The organism is Klebsiella sp. 141240, from assembly GCF_050600805.1.
In the GTDB taxonomy this organism is placed as follows: Bacteria; Pseudomonadota; Gammaproteobacteria; order Enterobacterales; family Enterobacteriaceae; genus Klebsiella; species Klebsiella aerogenes.
Genome location: NZ_JAQIRK010000003.1, coordinates 282,954 through 299,913, shown reverse-complemented (window position 1 = coordinate 299,913; position 16,960 = coordinate 282,954). Strand labels below are relative to the sequence as shown.

13 protein-coding genes and 1 pseudogene are annotated in these 16,960 nt (G+C 56.8%); 7 read left to right on the top strand and 7 right to left on the bottom strand.

Features of this window, described 5'->3' with window-relative positions:
• Positions 1 to 8: 8 nt before the first annotated feature.
• From benC to PGQ95_RS07175, 6 genes and pseudogenes are all read right to left on the bottom strand, one after another.
• Entirely contained in the window at positions 9 to 1,025 is a 1,017-nt protein-coding gene (gene benC / locus PGQ95_RS07200; RefSeq protein ID WP_430917482.1) for a benzoate 1,2-dioxygenase electron transfer component BenC, read from the bottom strand.
• A 9-nt stretch (positions 1,026 to 1,034) separates the two neighbouring features.
• The gene (benB, locus tag PGQ95_RS07195; RefSeq protein ID WP_015366457.1) at positions 1,035 to 1,520 is read right to left on the bottom strand and encodes a benzoate 1,2-dioxygenase small subunit; all 486 of its coding nucleotides are present in this window, start codon (positions 1,518 to 1,520) and stop codon (positions 1,035 to 1,037) included.
• Positions 1,520 to 2,902 carry a Rieske 2Fe-2S domain-containing protein gene (locus PGQ95_RS07190; protein ID WP_430917480.1) on the bottom strand — a complete coding sequence of 461 codons (1,383 nt, stop codon included), beginning with the start codon at positions 2,900 to 2,902 and terminating at the stop codon, positions 1,520 to 1,522. Before PGQ95_RS07190 ends, benB begins: the two co-directional genes overlap by 1 nt.
• 111 nt (positions 2,903 to 3,013) lie before the next feature.
• Complete coding sequence (gene catA, locus PGQ95_RS07185; protein ID WP_087859571.1) at positions 3,014 to 3,940, bottom strand: catechol 1,2-dioxygenase; 927 nt, start codon at positions 3,938 to 3,940, stop codon at positions 3,014 to 3,016.
• 69 nt (positions 3,941 to 4,009) lie between these two features.
• Positions 4,010 to 4,300: a muconolactone Delta-isomerase gene (gene catC, locus PGQ95_RS07180; RefSeq protein ID WP_015366454.1), complete on the bottom strand. Its 291-nt coding sequence runs from the start codon at positions 4,298 to 4,300 to the stop codon at positions 4,010 to 4,012.
• A 12-nt stretch (positions 4,301 to 4,312) separates the two neighbouring features.
• Positions 4,313 to 5,475: pseudogene (locus tag PGQ95_RS07175) on the bottom strand (muconate cycloisomerase family protein).
• A gap of 170 nt (positions 5,476 to 5,645) precedes the next feature.
• Here PGQ95_RS07175 and PGQ95_RS07170 point away from each other — a divergent pair.
• A complete protein-coding gene (locus PGQ95_RS07170) occupies positions 5,646 to 6,482 on the top strand; it encodes an IclR family transcriptional regulator domain-containing protein (protein ID WP_162750138.1) in 837 nt (278 codons plus the stop codon).
• A 2-nt stretch (positions 6,483 to 6,484) separates the two neighbouring features.
• On the opposite strand, the gene PGQ95_RS07165 is transcribed toward PGQ95_RS07170, so the two are convergent.
• Positions 6,485 to 7,975 (bottom strand): MFS transporter, encoded by a 1,491-nt coding sequence (locus tag PGQ95_RS07165; RefSeq protein WP_430917477.1) that lies wholly within the window; start codon positions 7,973 to 7,975, stop codon positions 6,485 to 6,487.
• Positions 7,976 to 8,096: 121 nt separating this feature from the next.
• Here PGQ95_RS07165 and PGQ95_RS07160 point away from each other — a divergent pair, with 121 nt between their 5' ends.
• The 6 genes from PGQ95_RS07160 to narI all read left to right on the top strand — a co-directional run bounded on the left by PGQ95_RS07160 (position 8,097) and on the right by narI (position 16,956).
• The gene (locus tag PGQ95_RS07160; RefSeq protein WP_087859567.1) at positions 8,097 to 8,678 is read left to right on the top strand and encodes a TetR family transcriptional regulator; all 582 of its coding nucleotides are present in this window, start codon (positions 8,097 to 8,099) and stop codon (positions 8,676 to 8,678) included.
• A gap of 180 nt (positions 8,679 to 8,858) precedes the next feature.
• Positions 8,859 to 10,247: a NarK family nitrate/nitrite MFS transporter gene (locus PGQ95_RS07155; RefSeq protein WP_087859566.1), complete on the top strand. Its 1,389-nt coding sequence runs from the start codon at positions 8,859 to 8,861 to the stop codon at positions 10,245 to 10,247.
• A 55-nt stretch (positions 10,248 to 10,302) separates the two neighbouring features.
• A complete protein-coding gene (locus tag PGQ95_RS07150) occupies positions 10,303 to 14,043 on the top strand; it encodes a nitrate reductase subunit alpha (RefSeq protein WP_430917475.1) in 3,741 nt (1,246 codons plus the stop codon).
• Positions 14,040 to 15,584, top strand: coding sequence for a nitrate reductase subunit beta (gene narH, locus PGQ95_RS07145; protein WP_430917473.1), 1,545 nt, complete (start codon positions 14,040 to 14,042; stop codon positions 15,582 to 15,584). The genes PGQ95_RS07150 and narH overlap by 4 nt, the downstream gene beginning before the upstream one ends.
• Entirely contained in the window at positions 15,584 to 16,279 is a 696-nt protein-coding gene (gene narW, locus PGQ95_RS07140; RefSeq protein WP_015705535.1) for a nitrate reductase molybdenum cofactor assembly chaperone, read from the top strand. The genes narH and narW overlap by 1 nt, the downstream gene beginning before the upstream one ends.
• Entirely contained in the window at positions 16,276 to 16,956 is a 681-nt protein-coding gene (gene narI / locus PGQ95_RS07135; RefSeq protein WP_015366445.1) for a respiratory nitrate reductase subunit gamma, read from the top strand. Before narW ends, narI begins: the two co-directional genes overlap by 4 nt.
• The last annotated feature ends 4 nt before the right edge of the window (positions 16,957 to 16,960 follow it).

The window sequence follows — 16,960 nt, the reverse complement described above, 5'->3', positions numbered from 1 at the left end:
ATGTCTCCTTATGCCGCCGCGCTCTGGCTGGCGATAAATTTCTCATACCAGAACCCTGCCGGGGAAATTCCTCTTTCGCGCAGCGCCGTGGCGACCGCATTCACCATCGGCGGCGGTCCGCAAAGATAGATGTCGACGTCGCCGTTATTCAGCATGGCATCGTCAAGATGTTCAGTCACAAAGCCGCGCTGCGGGCAGGAACTGCTTTCATCCGCCACCACCGGCAGCCAGCGATATCCCGTCAGTTGCTGGTTAAACGCATCCAGCGCGTCGGTTTTCACCAGATCGTCGTCACGGGTCACCCCGTACAGTAATGTCACCGAACGCGGGCTACCTTGTGTCTGCAGGGTGTGTAACATGGACAGCAGCGGCGCCAGCCCGGTGCCGCCCGCCAGCATGAGCAGCGGGCGTTCGCCGCTGCGTAAATAGAAGCTGCCCATGGGGCCGCTGAGAGTCAGACGATCTCCGGGCCGCGCCTGCTGGGTTAACCACTGGCTCATCATGCCGCCAGGCACGTTACGGATCAGGAAGCGCCCTTCGAGAGAACCCGGTAGCGAGCTGAATGAGTAGGCGCGCACATGAGGCGTGCCCGGTACCTGAATGTTGATGTACTGCCCCGGTAGAAAAGCCATCGGCTCATCCAGCGCGACCACCAGTTCGATGGCGGTATCGGACAGTAAATTCACCTGTCGCACCTGCGCCCCGGTGTTGGTCAACGCGATTTTACACTGCGCGGCGGCCACCGGCACATCGATCACACAATCGCTGGTCGGTACCATCTGGCAGGTCAGCACCTGGCGAGCCTGCGCTTCGTCATCGCTTAACGCCTCGTCGAGATAATCTTCACCCAAATCGTATTCACCGCTGGCGCAATGGCATTTGCAGGTGCCGCAAACGCCGTCCGAACAGTCCATCGGCAGGTTTACCTTCTGGCGATAGGCCGCATCCAGTACTTTCTCCTCAGCATTGCATTGAATAAAGCGGGTAATGCCGTCCTCAAAATTAAGAGCAATATTAAAAGTCATAAGCGCCTCTTAAATGTGGTACACGTCGATAACCTGACGGATATAGTCGTTATTCAGGCGTACCGTTTTACGAACGATCTGCGGCCTGCCGTCCTGCTCAATTAGCGTGCAGCAGGTAGAGCCAAAATAGGCATCCGTGTGTTGATAGCGATGGCTCCAGGTGACCCAGTTGTAGCGCACCGCAAGCCCCTCATCGCTCTCGCCCATCAGCTCGACATTGCTGATAATGTGCGTGGTACGCGGCTCCGGCGTGCTGGCGCCGGAACGTTCGGTTTTAATACGGTAGACACGATCCTCCAGTCCTTCCCTGTTGGGGTAGTAGATAAGGGAAATCTCTTTTTGCGGGTCGCGCGTCAGCTGATCATCGTCGCCCCATGCCGGCATCCAGTAGACCACCTGCGGGCTGTAACAGCTCAGCCACTCATCCCACTGACGGTCATCTAACAGACGGGCTTCGTAATAGAGAAACTGGCGAACTTGTTCGAGATTCAACATCAGGCCACCTCCACGCGCTGGGTAATGGACTGGTCGTAATGCTGCTGTTCCTGTTCCAGCGCCGCCAGCATGACCGTTTGCCAGTGGTGGTGATGAGCGATATACAGCGCTTCATCTTCCGATTTCACCCCGCTTAGCCGCGGCGTAAAGCCCGCGTGCCTGGCGTGTTCATCCGGGCCGTCGACCCAACGTAGCGCGCCGCGGCTGAGGTCGCTCCATGGCAGATTTTCGCCAAGATAGCCGCGCTGACAGGCGCTGAACTCTTCCAGATCGTCCGGCGTCCCCATTCCGCTGACGTTAAAGAAATCCTCGTACTGGCGGATGCGTAACGCCCGCGCCTGGTCGGATTCCCCTTTCGGCGCAAAACACCAGATAGTGACTTCGGTTTTATCGACCGCAATCGGGCGGATCACGCGGATCTGGGTAGAGAACTGATCCATCAGGTAGACGTTGGGATAAAGGCACAGATTGCGGGTTTCGTTAACCATCTGGTCGGCGCGCAGTTCACCGAACTCCGCCTGCAGACGCTCGCGGTGGGCATAGACCGGGCGCACTTCCGGGTTCAGCGCCCGGGTCCACAGCAACATGTGACCATTGTCAAAACCGTAGCCGCCGCCGACGCTCTTTGACCAACCGTTGGCGTCAACCGCATGCGTCCCTTCCGCTTCATAGTTGCGGCGTGACATGGTAGAGGCGTAGTTCCAGTGCACCACGCTGACATGATAACCATCGGCGCCGTTCTCCGCGCCCAGCTTCCAGTTGCCTTCGTAAACATAGCTCGACGAGCCCTTCAGCACTTCCAGCCCTTCCGGCGCCTGATCGACGATCAGATCGATGATTTTGCGGGTTTCGCCGAGATACGCCTCCAGCGGCTGCACGTCCGCATTGAGGCTACCGAATAAGAAGCCGCGGTAAGACTGAAAACGCGGCAGTTTTTGCAAATCGTGAGACCCTTCATGTTTGAAGGTATCGGGATAGGCACCGGTGTTCTCATCTTTGGCTTTTAATAATTTACCGTTATTGCTGAAGGTCCAGCCGTGGAACGGACAGGTGAACGAATTTTTATTCCCGGTTTTGCGTCGGCATAACATGGCGCCGCGGTGGGCACAGCTATTAATTAATGCATGCAATTCATTCTTTTTATCGCGAGTAATAATAACCGGCTGCCGTCCCAGTGTCAGGGTATAATAGTCTCCCGGTTCGGCAATTTGACTTTCATGGGCAAGAAAAACCCAATTACCTTCGAAGATATGTTTCATTTCAAAATCAAATAACTGCTGGTCGGTAAATATAGAACGGTGGCAACGGTAAATATGATTTTCACGGTCGACAATTAACGCGTTGTTAATTTTGTCTTTAAGCGCTGATAGCGTTTTTTGCATGAGTTAACTCCTCCTGCAGGATTCAGGATTAAAGATATTTGGCGAATGTGGTGACTATCGGGTGCAGAGCGCGGCCCGGGCCAGCAGCGTAGCCGGGGCCGCTAAAGCAGATTACTCTTTGGCGCGCAGACGGGTGCCGCGGTGCTCTTCGTCGGGGCTCAGCGCTTTACAGAGGGTGAAATCAAAGCGCACTTCAGTGTGTTCTCCGTCCAGTTCACGCTGTGCAATCGTCTGGCGGTCGCTCACTTTCACCGGGTCAGCAATCAGACCATCGCGGGTGGCAAAGGCAAAATCATCCCACAGGTATTTGTCGCCGCTGAGATTGATCTGGCTGGTCAGATGTTTATGGCCCGGCGCGGAGACGAAGAAGTGAATATGCGCCGGACGGTTGCCGTGGCGACCCAGTTGGTCCAGAAGTTTCTGCGTCGGTCCATCCGGCGGACAACCGTAGCCTGACGGCATGATGCTGCGTACGCTGTAACGGCCATCGGCACCGGTGCGGATACGACGACGCAGGTTGTAGTCGCTCTGACTCTGATCGAAGAACGAATAATTACCCAGAGTATTGGCATGCCAGATATCAACGATGGCATTAGCGATCGGCTGGCCCTGGCTATCTTTAACCTGGCCGTGCAGCCACATCACTTCGCCGGCATCGGTGCCATCATCCATGCGGGCATGGCTGTCGGCCAGCGGCGCATTGGCTACATACAGCGGCCCTTCGATGGTGCGCGGGGTGCCGGTTTCACGATGTGCCGCCGCGTCGATAGCGTCCTGACGCAGGTCGAGGAAATGCTCAAGGCCTAGCCCTGCCGCCAGCAGCGCCGCTTCCTGGCGCCCACCCAGCTCGTGCAAATAGTTTACCGCGTGCCAGAACTCTTCTTCTGTGACGTTATAGTCATCGATCAGCGTGCAGATATTTTCCAGCAAACGGTGGACAATGGCTTTAAAGCGTTCGTTGCCGCCAGGAACATTTAACCCCGCGCCTTCACGTAATAATTTCTGCACGGCTTCTTGTTGTACGAAAGCATTACTCATAATTATTCTCTCTTATCGTTGTAGGATATTTGCCGGGTGACCCCGGCATGAGGTCATGGGTTATTATTATTAGCTATCGTCTTCACGAATCGACGAGGGATGACGGCACAGCGCCTCTACGCGAATATCCATAAATGGATACAGCGGCAATCCCATTAAAATTTGATGCAACTCTTCGGCATCTTTTACATCGAAAATGCTGACATTGGCGTAAAGACCGGCGACGCGCCAGATATGTCGCCATTTGCCTTCACGTTGTAATTGTTGCGAATAAGCTTTTTCGCGTTGTTTAATTTCATCCGCCTCGGCGGCGGGAAAACCGATCGGAATATTAACGGTCATATCAACTTTAAATAGCATTATTTTCTCCTGTTATGCTTTACGGGAATAGAAGCGCAGCTTGTCTTCATCCAGCTCCACACCTAGCCCTGGCGTTTGCGGCAACACCACCTGACCGTCGGCAAAGGTCAGCGGTACGCTGACGATATCGTCTTTGAGTAGCAGCGGGCCGAACATCTCGGTTCCCCACTGCAGCGACAATGTCGACCAGGCGTGCAGAGAAGCGACGGTCCCCACGGTCCCTTCCAGCATCGTGCCGCCATACAGGCCAATCCCCGCCGCCTGCGCGACGCGGGCCAGCGCCAGCACGCTATTCGGCCCGCCCGCCTTGGCGATTTTCAGCGCGTAAGCGCCGGTAAAGCCCTGCTGCGCTAGTTGGTAACCATCGTAAGCGGTCGCGACCGCTTCATCCGCCAGAATTGCGGTCTCGATTTGCTGGCTCAGGCGCACCAGTGCGGCATTATCCTGTGCGCTCACCGGCTGTTCGATGAGATCGACCCCCATCGCCGCCAGCTCGCGGCAGCCTTTCGCGCCGGTTGCGGCGTCCCAGGCCTGGTTAACGTCAACGCGAATGCTAGCGCGATCGCCTAAGGCTTCGACAATGGCGCGGGTATGGCGGAGGTCGGTGGCTAATTCCCGTGCGCCAATCTTCAGCTTGAATGCCTGATGACGGCGCTCGGCTAACAGCTTTTCCCCTTCGGCAATATCTTTTGCGGTGTCGCCGCTGGCTAACGTCCACAACACCGGCAACGACGTTTGCAACGCGCCGCCGAGCAGCGCCGAAACCGGTAGCCCTAAAGCTTTGCCCTGGGCATCAAGGAGGGCGGTTTCAATGGCAGACTTTGCAAAGGTATTGCCTTTAATGGCGCTATTCATCCGCGCCGTAAGCACATTCAGGTTATCCGCCGGCTGCCCTTTCAGCAGCGGCGTCAGATAGTGGGTCAAGGCCGATGAGATAGCCTCCGGGCTCTCGACGCCGTAGCTCAGTCCGCCGATGGTCGTCGCTTCACCGATACCGCATACGCCATCGGAACGGGTAATGCGCACGATGACCAGCGTCTGGCAGCCCATGGTGGTCATCGATAATTTATGTGGCCGGATAGTCGGTACATCCACTAACCAGCTCTCAATGCGTTCTACGGTCGCAGTCATTTTTTGTTCCTGAAAGATGCATAACTTTTTGTACCCACATCCATAACGGGGATGTCTGTGCTTTGACAATAGGGTCCAGCCTGGCGGATGGTCAACGGCGATAATCGAAATGTTGTGCGATTATCGGCACGCTTGTTAAATTGCGGTTAATAATGTGATCGAGGTGGTAAAACAGGCACAATTCGGCGCGCCCTGGTTTGCGCGCGGTATAGTGATGCCCCGTGAGCTTTTAGTTGCAACGGAGAAAGATGCAATGAGCGACAATACCCACACTACGCTGAGCGCCAGGCAGGCCGAGCACGACCCCAATTTTATGCTGTCTCTCGCCCGCGGGCTGGAAGTGCTCAATGCTTTTACTCCGCAGCGCCAGCGGCTGACCATTTCGCAGTTAAGTCAAAAAACGCAAATTTCCCGCGCGGCGGTGCGCCGCTGCCTGTATACCCTGGCGGCGCTGGGGATGGTGCACAGCCCGGACGGCCGCAGCTATGAACTGCTGCCGCGCGTGCTGGCAGTGGGCCATGCCTATCTGGCGGGAACCCCGCTGGCGAAGGTGGCGCAGACGGCGCTGGACAATCTTGGTAAGACGTTAGGTGAAAGCTGCTCCGCCGCCACCCTTGATGGCGACAACGTGCTGTATATCGCCCGCGCGGCGGTCAATAACTTACTGAGCGTCGATCTGGGGCGCGGCAGCCGCCTCCCGGCATGGACGACTTCAATGGGACGGGTATTGCTGAGCGCGCTGCCAGAAGAACAACTTGAAGTGACACTGTCACGAGCACATCTTATGCGCTATACCCCGTATACCCTGTGCGACCCCACGGCATTGCGCGCGGAAATCGCCAAAGTTCGCATGCAGGGCTATGCGCTAGCGGACCGACAAATTGAAGTTGGATTATGCTCGCTCGCGGTACCGCTGCTGTCGCGCAGCGGCCAGGTGGTGGCAGCGCTCAACGTTGGCGTTCCCGCCTCTTCGATGAGCGCCGCGGCGCTGAAGGAGAAAGCCCTGGCGCCGCTGCGTCGCGCGGCGATGGAGCTTTCTCTTCAGCTATGACATTACCGTGGCGCCGGCGTATTGGCCAGCCCGCGCCAGATCCCCAGCGCCAGTAACAACAGCAGAACGCCAGCCGTTGCCAGAGAAATGCTGTGAGCGCTGATGAATGCGGTTTTCGCCGCCGTGATTAGTGAATCCGCCGGTATCGCAGGTAGGGATTGCGCGACCTTCATCGCCTCGCCGATGGACGATGAGGCCTGTACCGCTGCTTCACCGCCAATCCCGGCAGGCAGTTCAATCGCCGAACTGTAGCTGCGGGTCAGGATCAGGCCGAACAGCGCAATACCGAGCCCCGCGCCCAGTTCATAGGCCATGGTCTCAATGGCGCCTGCCGCCGAAGCCTTTTCTTTCGGCGCCGCCGCCATGATCGCCGACGTTGACGCCAGTAGCGCGCTGGCGGCGCTAAAGCCCAGCAGCGTCATTAACCCCCACGCCTGCCACTGTTGCGTGCTGAAGTCGGTCATCGACAGTCCTAAAAAGCTTAAAGCGCTCAGCAACATACCGCCGGTCGCCACCTGCCGCAGCCCCAGTTTCGACACCAGCATTCCGGCAATCGGCCCGCTAAAGCCGCTGGCGACCATCACCGGTAGCATAAACAGCCCGGCCTCAAACGGCGTTTTCTGATGCACGAACTGCAGCTCCTGCGCCATCAGCAATTCAAAACCGACCAGCGTAATGAGCGCGGTCATCGCCATCATCACCCCGCTCAAAATAATGCGGTGGGTGAAGAGACGCATATCCACCATCGGCGTGGGCATCGACAGCTGCTTGCGGACAAACCAGGTCAGCATAGCCGCGCCGCCGATGGCCACCAGCGCAATCAACCACAGCGCCAGTTGCCCCTTTAACGCTGACTTAGCGCTAAATACCAGCATCAGAATGGCCGCAATCAGGATCAGCGCCTGCGGCAGATTCAGCGGCTGCTCGCGGCGTGCGGGCTGACGGGGCACGACCTTAGCGTTGATGGCGATGACCAGCAGCACGATTGGCACGTTGATCAGGAAAACAGATCCCCAATAGAAGTGTTCCAGCAGCATGCCGCCCACCAGCGGGCCAAATGCCGCGCCGCCGGAGCCCACGGCGGCCCATAATCCCAGCGCCATGTTACGTTGGCTGGCTTCGGCGAAAGTGCCGCGGATCCCGGCAAGCGTCGCCGGCACGATCATCGCCGCGCCAACCGCCAGCAGCGCCCGGGAGATAATCAGCGTTATCGCCGACGGCGACAGCGCGGCGCACAGCGAAGCGATGCCGAAAATGGCGCTACCGAGCAGCAGCAAGCGCTTAAAGCCGATTTTATCGCCTAATGCGCCCATCGGCAGCACCATACCGGCCATCACCAACGAATAGATATCAATGATCCACAGTAGCTCATTGCCGCTGGTGCCAAGCGCGACGCTGAGCGTCGGGGCGGCCACATGCAGCACCGTTGCGTCAATTGCTACCGGGATATAAACCAGCAAAATCGCCATCAGCGTTAACCATTGCCGAGACATACTACTTTTCCTCAATTTTCGAAATTGGACACGCGTCCAGGATTGCGATCCTGCCGGATTGTTGAACGTCTGTCCAACTTTTTGTTACCATCGCCCTATCACCTTTTTGTCACGGGTCGCTATGCACTACTTAAATCGGGAAGCGCGTCGGGAAGTTATCATGCAGGCCGCCATGCGGGTGGCGCTAAACGGCGGATTCAGCGCCATGACCGTGCGCCAGATAGCCAGCGAGGCCGGCGTCGCCGCAGGTCAGTTACATCATCATTTTGCCTCGACCGGCGAGCTAAAAGCGCAGGCCTTTGTCCGCTTGATCCGCGAAATGCTCGATATCCAGTTGTTGACCGATGACGCCTCCTGGAGCGAACGCCTGTTTTCATTACTCGGCAGTGAAGATGGCCGTCTAGAGCCCTATATCCGCTTGTGGCGGGAAGCGCAGATTTTGTCCGATAGCGATGAGGAAATTAAGGCCGCGTATCTGCTTACCATGAGCATGTGGCATGACGAAACGGTAACGGCGATTAATCGCGGCGCCGACGCCGGTGAATTTAAGCCGCAGGATACAGCAGAAAATATCGCCTGGCGTCTGATTGCCCTGGTTTGCGGGCTGGATGGCATTTACGCGCTGGGGATGCAAGCGATTGACGATGCAGCGTTTACTCGTTATTTAACACATTACATAGCGCTAGAGCTGCCTCAAGCTTAGGTTACATTTAGTAACAATTGACCACCCTTCATTGCCGGTGTGAATTCTTTCACGTCTCGAATCTTATCTATTCTCAAACAATACAATTATTAAAAACAGCTGAGCCTTAATTCCAGCCTGCACAGCTTCAGCTGTTTTTTTATTTATCCTTTTGATCTCGTACGCTTTAGTGAGGGTGTTATGTCGATAGAAGGTGATAAAAAGAATCATTATCTTTTAAAGGATTGGCGACCAGAAAATGAAGCCTTCTGGGAAAATAAAGGAAAAGCCATTGCACGCAGGAACTTATGGATTTCCGTATTTTGTCTGTTACTCGCCTTCTGCGTCTGGATGTTATTTAGCGCGGTTGCGGTCAATCTCAATAAAGTGGGTTTTAATTTCACTACCGACCAGCTTTTTTTATTAACGGCGCTACCTTCGCTTTCTGGCGCAATATTACGCGTACCCTACTCCTTTATGGTACCTATAATGGGTGGGCGCTACTGGACGGTTATTAGCACGGTTATTCTGGTGATTCCCTGTTTATGGCTGGGGTTGGCAGTACAAAATCCAACTACCCCGTACTGGGTATTTATCGCTATTTCGTTACTTTGCGGTTTTGCCGGCGCCAACTTCGCCTCCAGTATGGGCAATATCAGCTTCTTCTTCCCCAAAGCCAAACAAGGCAGCGCGTTAGGGATTAACGGCGGGCTCGGCAATCTCGGGGTCAGCGTGATGCAACTGGTCTCCCCCATTTTTATCTTTCTGCCGATTTTTACCTTTCTGGGCGTGCGCGGCGTTGAGCAACCGGGCGGCGCCATGCTGTGGCTCGGCAACTCACCGCTGCTTTGGGTGCCGCTACTGGTCATCGCCACCGTTTTCGCGTGGTTCGGCATGAACGATATTGCCAGTTCTAAAGCCTCGATTCGCGATCAGCTACCGGTGTTGAAGCGCCCGCATATGTGGCTGCTAAGTCTGCTGTATCTGGCCACCTTCGGCTCGTTTATTGGCTTCTCCGCCGGCTTCGCGATGCTGGCGAAAACCCAGTTTCCGGATGTCGATATCCTGAAACTGGCCTTCTTTGGCCCGTTTATCGGCGCGCTGGCGCGCTCCTTCGGCGGCATCATTTCCGACCGTCTGGGCGGCGTGCGGGTGACGCTGGTCAACTTCGTTCTGATGGCGGTCTTTACCGGCCTGCTTTTCCTCACCCTGCCGGGATCCGGTTCCGGCAGCTTCCTCGCTTTCTACGTGGTGTTTATGGGCCTGTTCCTAACCGCCGGTCTCGGTAGCGGATCCACCTTCCAGATGATCGCCGTGATCTTCCGCCAGCTCACCATCGACAGTGTGAAAAAGCGCGGCGGCAGCGACGAACAGGCCCAGCACGAAGCGGTGACCGATACCGCCGCCGCGCTCGGTTTTATCGCCGCTATCGGCGCCATCGGCGGCTTCTTTATCCCAAAAGCCTTCGGTACCTCTCTGGCCATGACCGGCTCGCCGGTAGGCGCGATGAAAGTCTTTTTTGTCTTCTATGTGGTTTGCGTGCTGGTGACCTGGCTGGTCTACGGCCGCCGTAAACCAGCACAACCATAACGACCTATTTACCGGATGGCACGATGCCGGACATTAGCGGAGCAGGAGAAATGTCATGAGTAAATTACTGGATCGCTTTCGCTACTTTAAGCAGAAACGCGAAACCTTCGCCAACGGCCACGGTCAGGTCTACGACAATAACCGTGACTGGGAAGATAGCTACCGGCAACGCTGGCAATTCGACAAAATTGTCCGCTCCACACATGGGGTGAACTGTACCGGCTCCTGCAGCTGGAAAATTTATGTCAAAAACGGCCTGGTCACCTGGGAAACCCAGCAGACCGATTATCCGCGCACCCGGCCGGACCTGCCAAACCACGAACCGCGCGGCTGCCCGCGCGGCGCCAGTTACTCCTGGTATCTCTACAGCGCCAATCGCCTTAAGTACCCGCTGGCGCGTAAACGGCTAATTGAGCTGTGGCGCGAAGCCCTGGCGCAGCATCCCGACCCGCTACTGGCCTGGGATAGCATCATGCAGGACCCGCTGAAAACCCGCAGCTACAAAGAAATTCGCGGTAAAGGCGGCTTTGTTCGCTCCAGTTGGAAAGAGTTAAATCAACTGATCGCCGCGGCCAACGTCTGGACCATTAAAAACTACGGTCCGGATCGCGTCGCGGGTTTTTCGCCGATCCCGGCGATGTCGATGGTTTCCTACGCCGCGGGTACCCGCTATTTATCGTTGATCGGCGGTACCTGCCTGAGCTTCTATGACTGGTACTGCGATTTACCGCCCGCTTCGCCGATGACCTGGGGTGAACAGACCGACGTGCCGGAATCCGCCGACTGGTACAACTCCAGCTACATTATTGCCTGGGGTTCAAACGTCCCGCAGACCCGAACCCCGGACGCCCACTTCTTCACCGAAGTGCGCTACAAGGGCACCAAAACCATCGCCATTACTCCGGATTATTCGGAAGTCGCCAAGCTCTGCGACCAGTGGCTGGCGCCGAAGCAAGGTACCGACAGCGCGCTGGCGATGGCGATGGGCCACGTGATCCTCAAAACTTTCCACCTCGATAATCCGAGCGATTACTTTCTCAACTACTGCCGTACCTATACCGATATGCCGATGCTGGTGATGCTCGACCGTCGAGATGACGGCAGCTATGCGCCGGGCCGTATGCTACGCGCCGCCGACCTGCTTGACGGATTGGGAGAAAGTAATAACCCGGAATGGAAAACCGTCGCCTTTAACGCTGACGGCGAACTGGTCGCGCCGAACGGCTCCATCGGCTTTCGTTGGGGCGAAAAAGGCAAATGGAATCTCGAACAACGGGCTAACGGCCGGGACGTCGAATTAAAACTATCGCTGTTGGATATGCACGATAGCGTGGTGTCGGTCGGCTTCCCCTACTTCGGCGGCAACGAAAACCCGCATTTCCGCAGCGTGAAGCAGGAGCCGATAACGCTTCATCAACTGCCTGCTAAACAACTGCCGCTAGCCAGTGGAGAAAACGCTCTGGTAGTGAGCGTGTATGACCTGGTGCTGGCTAACTACGGTCTGGATCGCGGCCTTGACGATGCCAACACCGCGCGTGACTTCGCGGATGTCAAAGCCTATACCCCGGCATGGGCCGAGCAGATCACCGGCGTACCGCGTCAACATATCGAACAAATCGCCCGCGAGTTCGCCGATACGGCGCATAAAACCCATGGTCGTTCGATGATTATCCTCGGCGCCGGTGTGAACCACTGGTACCACATGGATATGAACTACCGCGGAATGATCAACATGCTGGTGTTCTGCGGCTGCGTCGGCCAGAGCGGCGGCGGCTGGTCGCACTATGTCGGCCAGGAGAAACTGCGCCCGCAGACCGGCTGGCTGCCGCTGGCGTTCGCGCTGGACTGGACTCGTCCGCCGCGGCAGATGAACAGTACCTCCTATTTCTACAACCATGCCAGCCAGTGGCGCTACGAAAAACTAACCGCTCAGGAGCTGCTGTCGCCGCTGGCCGACACCAGCAAATTCAGCGGCCATATGATTGACTTCAACGTTCGCGCCGAACGCATGGGATGGCTGCCCTCCGCGCCGCAGCTTAACGTTAACCCGCTGAGCATCAAGCAGCAGGCCGACGCCGCCGGGCTATCCCCGGCCGATTTCACCGTCCAGTCGTTAAAAACAGGCGATATTCGCTTTGCCGCCGAGCAGCCGGATAGCGGCAACAACCACCCGCGCAACCTGTTTATCTGGCGTTCGAACCTGTTGGGATCGTCCGGTAAGGGCCATGAGTACATGCTCAAGTATCTGCTCGGTACCGATAACGGTATTCAGGGCGAGGAGTTTGGCTCCTCCTCTGACGTGAAGCCGGAGGAAGTCGACTGGCAGACCGCGGCGATTGAGGGCAAGCTCGATCTGCTGGTGACCCTCGATTTCCGTATGTCCAGTACCTGCCTGTTCTCCGATATCGTCTTGCCGACCGCCACCTGGTATGAAAAAGACGATATGAACACCTCGGATATGCACCCGTTTATACACCCGCTTTCCGCCGCCGTCGATCCGGCCTGGGAGGCGAAAAGCGATTGGGAAATCTATAAGGACATTGCAAAAAGTTTCTCTGAAGTGTGCATCGGCCACCTTGATAAAGAGACCGATGTAGTACTGGTGCCGCTGCAGCATGACTCTCCGGCTGAGCTGTCACAGCCGTTCGATGTCCTCGACTGGCGCAAGGGCGAATGCGATCTCATTCCAGGCAAAACCGCGCCGTCAATTGCGCTGGTTGAACGTGACTACCCTGCCACCTGGGAACGCTTCACCTCGCTGGGACCATTACTCGATAAGCTCGGCAACGGCGGTAAAGGCATTTCGTGGAATACGCAAAGCGAGGTCGACTTCCTCGGCAAACTTAACTATGTCAAGCCCGACGGTCCGGCTAAAGGTCGTCCGCGTATCGACAGCGCTATCGACGCCAGTGAAGTCATCTTAAGTCTGGCGCCGGAAACCAACGGCCAGGTGGCGGTGAAAGCCTGGCAAGCGCTGGGAGAATTTACCGGCCGCGACCACACCCATCTGGCGCTGAATAAAGAGGATGAGAAAATCCGCTTCCGCGATATTCAGGCGCAGCCGCGCAAGATCATCTCCAGCCCAACGTGGTCCGGCCTGGAAAGCGAACATGTCTCTTATAATGCCGGTTATACCAACGTTCACGAACTGATCCCGTGGCGCACCCTCTCCGGACGGCAACAGCTGTATCAGGATCATCCCTGGATGCGCGCCTTCGGCGAAAGTCTGGTGGCCTATCGCCCACCGATCGATACGCGCAGCGTCAGCCAGATGAAAGAAGTGCCGCCAAACGGCTTCCCGGAAAAAGCGCTCAACTTCCTGACCCCGCATCAGAAATGGGGTATCCACTCTACCTATAGCGAAAACCTGCTGATGCTGACGTTGTCGCGCGGCGGGCCTATCGTCTGGCTAAGCGAAACCGACGCAAAAGAACTGGGGATTGAAGATAACGACTGGATTGAAGCCTTCAACGCCAACGGCGCCCTCACCGCGCGTGCGGTGGTAAGCCAGCGCGTGCCGCCGGGCATGACCATGATGTATCACGCCCAGGAACGCATTATGAATATCCCAGGTTCGGAAGTGACCGGTCGTCGCGGCGGTATCCACAACTCCGTCACCCGCGTCTGTCCAAAACCCACGCATATGATTGGCGGCTACGCCCAACTGGCTTACGGCTTTAACTACTACGGCACCGTCGGTTCCAACCGCGACGAGTTCATTATGATCCGCAAAATGAAAAACATTGACTGGCTGGATGGCGAAGGTCGCGACCAGGTACAGGAGGCGAAGAAATGAAAATACGTTCACAAGTCGGAATGGTGCTGAATCTGGATAAATGCATCGGCTGCCATACCTGCTCCGTCACCTGTAAAAACGTGTGGAGCAGCCGCGAAGGGATGGAATATGCGTGGTTCAACAACGTGGAAACCAAGCCTGGTATCGGTTACCCCAAAAACTGGGAAGATCAGGACGAGTGGCAAGGCGGCTGGATCCGCGGTATCAGCGGCAAGCTTACTCCGCGTCTGGGCAACCGCGTCAGCGTGTTGTCGAAGATTTTCGCCAACCCGGTACTGCCGCAGATTGACGATTATTACGAACCCTTTACCTACGATTATCAGCACCTGCACAACGCGCCGGAGGGCAAATACTTGCCTACCGCCCGCCCGCGTTCGCTGATTAGCGGCGAACGGATGGATAAGATCACCTGGGGGCCAAACTGGGAGGAATTACTCGGCGGCGAGTTTGAAAAACGCGCCAAAGACCGTAACTTCGAAGCGATGCAAAAGGAGATGTACGGACAGTTTGAAAACACCTTCATGATGTATCTGCCGCGTCTTTGCGAACATTGCCTCAATCCGAGCTGCGTGGCGACCTGCCCAAGCGGCGCCATCTACAAGCGCGAAGAAGACGGTATCGTGCTGATCGACCAGGATAAATGCCGCGGCTGGCGGATGTGCATCAGCGGTTGTCCGTACAAAAAAATCTACTTTAACTGGAAGAGCGGCAAATCGGAAAAATGCATCTTCTGCTATCCGCGCATTGAGTCCGGGCAACCGACGGTGTGCTCCGAAACCTGCGTCGGCCGTATCCGCTATCTCGGCGTGCTGCTGTACGATACGGACCGCATCGAAGAAGCGGCCAGCACCGAGCATGAAACCGACCTCTACGAGCGCCAGTGCGATGTGTTCCTTAATCCGAACGATCCGGCGGTCATCGAAGAGGCCTTGAAACAGGGTATTCCGCATAACGTTATTGAAGCGGCGCAGAAATCACCGGTGTATAAACTGGCGATGGACTGGAAGCTGGCGCTACCTCTGCACCCGGAATATCGCACCTTACCGATGGTCTGGTACGTGCCGCCGCTGTCGCCGATTCAGTCAGTCGCGGACGCCGGCGGCCTGCCGAGCAACGGCAACATTCTGCCGGCGGTAGAAAGCCTGCGTATACCGGTACAGTATCTGGCGAACCTGCTGAGCGCCGGCGATACCGGCCCGGTCCTGCGCGCGTTAAAACGCATGATGGCGATGCGCCATTACAAACGTTCGCAAACCGTCGAAGGCGTGACCGATACACGCGCCATTGAAGAAGTGGGCCTCAGCGTCGAACAGGTGGAAGAGATGTATCGCTACCTGGCGATCGCCAATTATGAAGACCGCTTCGTGATCCCCACCAGCCACCGCGAACTGGCGGAGGACGCCTTCCCTGAACGCAACGGCTGCGGTTTTACCTTCGGCGATGGTTGCCACGGTTCTGATACTAAATTCAACCTGTTCAACAGTCGTCGCATCGACGCTATTGACGTCGGAGATGTTCGTCGACATGGGGAGGGAGAGTAATGCGGATCCTCAAAGTCATTGCTCTGTTGCTGGAGTATCCCGACGACGCGCTGTGGGATAACCGCGAGGAGGCGCTGGCGCTGGTCAGCGCCGATGCGCCTGCCCTGACGCCGTTTGTTAGGCGATTACTGGCGGCGCCGCTGCTCGACCGCCAGGCCGAATGGTGTGAGGTGTTTGAGCGTGGTCGCGCCACCTCGCTGCTGCTGTTTGAACACGTACACGCCGAATCGCGTGACCGCGGCCAGGCGATGGTCGATCTGATGAACCAGTATGAACAGGCGGGCCTGCAGATCGATTGTCGCGAACTGCCGGACCACCTGCCTTTATATCTTGAATACCTCAGCATTCTCCCATTAGCCGATGCCCGTGAAGGACTGCAGAACGTCGCGCCTATTCTGGCGTTGCTCGGTGGACGCTTAAAGCAGCGCGAATGCGATTACTATCAACTCTTTGACACCCTTCTTGCGCTGGCGGATAGCCCACTCAATAGTGACAGCGTCACCAGGCAGGTAGCGAGTGAGAAGCGTGACGACACCCGCCAGGCGCTGGATGCGGTGTGGGAAGAGGAACAGGTGAAGTTTATTGAAGATAATGCAACCGCTTGCGATAGCTCGCCAATGCAAGCTTATCAACGACGCTTTAGCCAGGATGTGGCGCCGCAGTACGTCGACATCCGCGCCGGAGGCCCGAAATGATACAGTACTTAAACGTCTTCTTTTACGATATCTACCCTTATCTCTGCGGCACCGTGTTCCTGGTAGGCAGTTGGCTGCGCTATGATTACGGGCAGTATACCTGGCGCGCGTCATCCAGCCAGATGCTCGATAAACGGGGCATGGTGCTGTGGTCGAACTTATTCCATATCGGCATCCTCGGCATCTTCTTCGGCCACTTCTTCGGGATGCTAACGCCGCACTGGGTCTATTCATGGTTCCTGCCGATGTCGCAGAAACAGGTGATGGCGATGGTGCTGGGCGGCGTCTGCGGCGTGCTGACCCTGGTCGGCGGCATTGGCCTGCTGGCGCGCCGCCTGACCAACCCGCGCATTCGCGCCACCTCCACCACCGCGGATATCCTGATCCTGTGCATTCTGCTGATTCAGTGCGCGCTGGGGCTAACGACCATCCCGTTCTCCGCCCAGCATCCGGACGGCAGCGAAATGCTGAAACTGGTGGATTGGGCGCAGGCGGTGGTCACCTTCCACGGCGGTGCATCAGCGCATCTGGACGGCGTCGCGTGGGTGTATCGCGTCCATCTGGTGTTGGGGATGACTATCTTCCTTATCTTCCCGTTCACTCGACTTGTTCACGTCTGGAGCGCACCGATAGAGTATTTCACCCGCCGCTACCAGGTGGTGCGTTCCCGGCGCTGAGAGT

Coding starts and splice junctions, on each gene's coding strand:
- PGQ95_RS07165 (WP_430917477.1), bottom strand. CDS start 7,975: ATGTCTCGGCAATGGTTAACGCTGATGGCGATTTTGCTGGTTTATATC.
- PGQ95_RS07150 (WP_430917475.1), top strand. CDS start 10,303: ATGAGTAAATTACTGGATCGCTTTCGCTACTTTAAGCAGAAACGCGAA.
- PGQ95_RS07190 (WP_430917480.1), bottom strand. CDS start 2,902: ATGCAAAAAACGCTATCAGCGCTTAAAGACAAAATTAACAACGCGTTA.
- narI (WP_015366445.1), top strand. CDS start 16,276: ATGATACAGTACTTAAACGTCTTCTTTTACGATATCTACCCTTATCTC.
- benC (WP_430917482.1), bottom strand. CDS start 1,025: ATGACTTTTAATATTGCTCTTAATTTTGAGGACGGCATTACCCGCTTT.
- catA (WP_087859571.1), bottom strand. CDS start 3,940: ATGAGTAATGCTTTCGTACAACAAGAAGCCGTGCAGAAATTATTACGT.
- benB (WP_015366457.1), bottom strand. CDS start 1,520: ATGTTGAATCTCGAACAAGTTCGCCAGTTTCTCTATTACGAAGCCCGT.
- PGQ95_RS07155 (WP_087859566.1), top strand. CDS start 8,859: ATGTCGATAGAAGGTGATAAAAAGAATCATTATCTTTTAAAGGATTGG.
- PGQ95_RS07160 (WP_087859567.1), top strand. CDS start 8,097: ATGCACTACTTAAATCGGGAAGCGCGTCGGGAAGTTATCATGCAGGCC.
- narW (WP_015705535.1), top strand. CDS start 15,584: ATGCGGATCCTCAAAGTCATTGCTCTGTTGCTGGAGTATCCCGACGAC.
- catC (WP_015366454.1), bottom strand. CDS start 4,300: ATGCTATTTAAAGTTGATATGACCGTTAATATTCCGATCGGTTTTCCC.
- narH (WP_430917473.1), top strand. CDS start 14,040: ATGAAAATACGTTCACAAGTCGGAATGGTGCTGAATCTGGATAAATGC.
- PGQ95_RS07170 (WP_162750138.1), top strand. CDS start 5,646: ATGCCCCGTGAGCTTTTAGTTGCAACGGAGAAAGATGCAATGAGCGAC.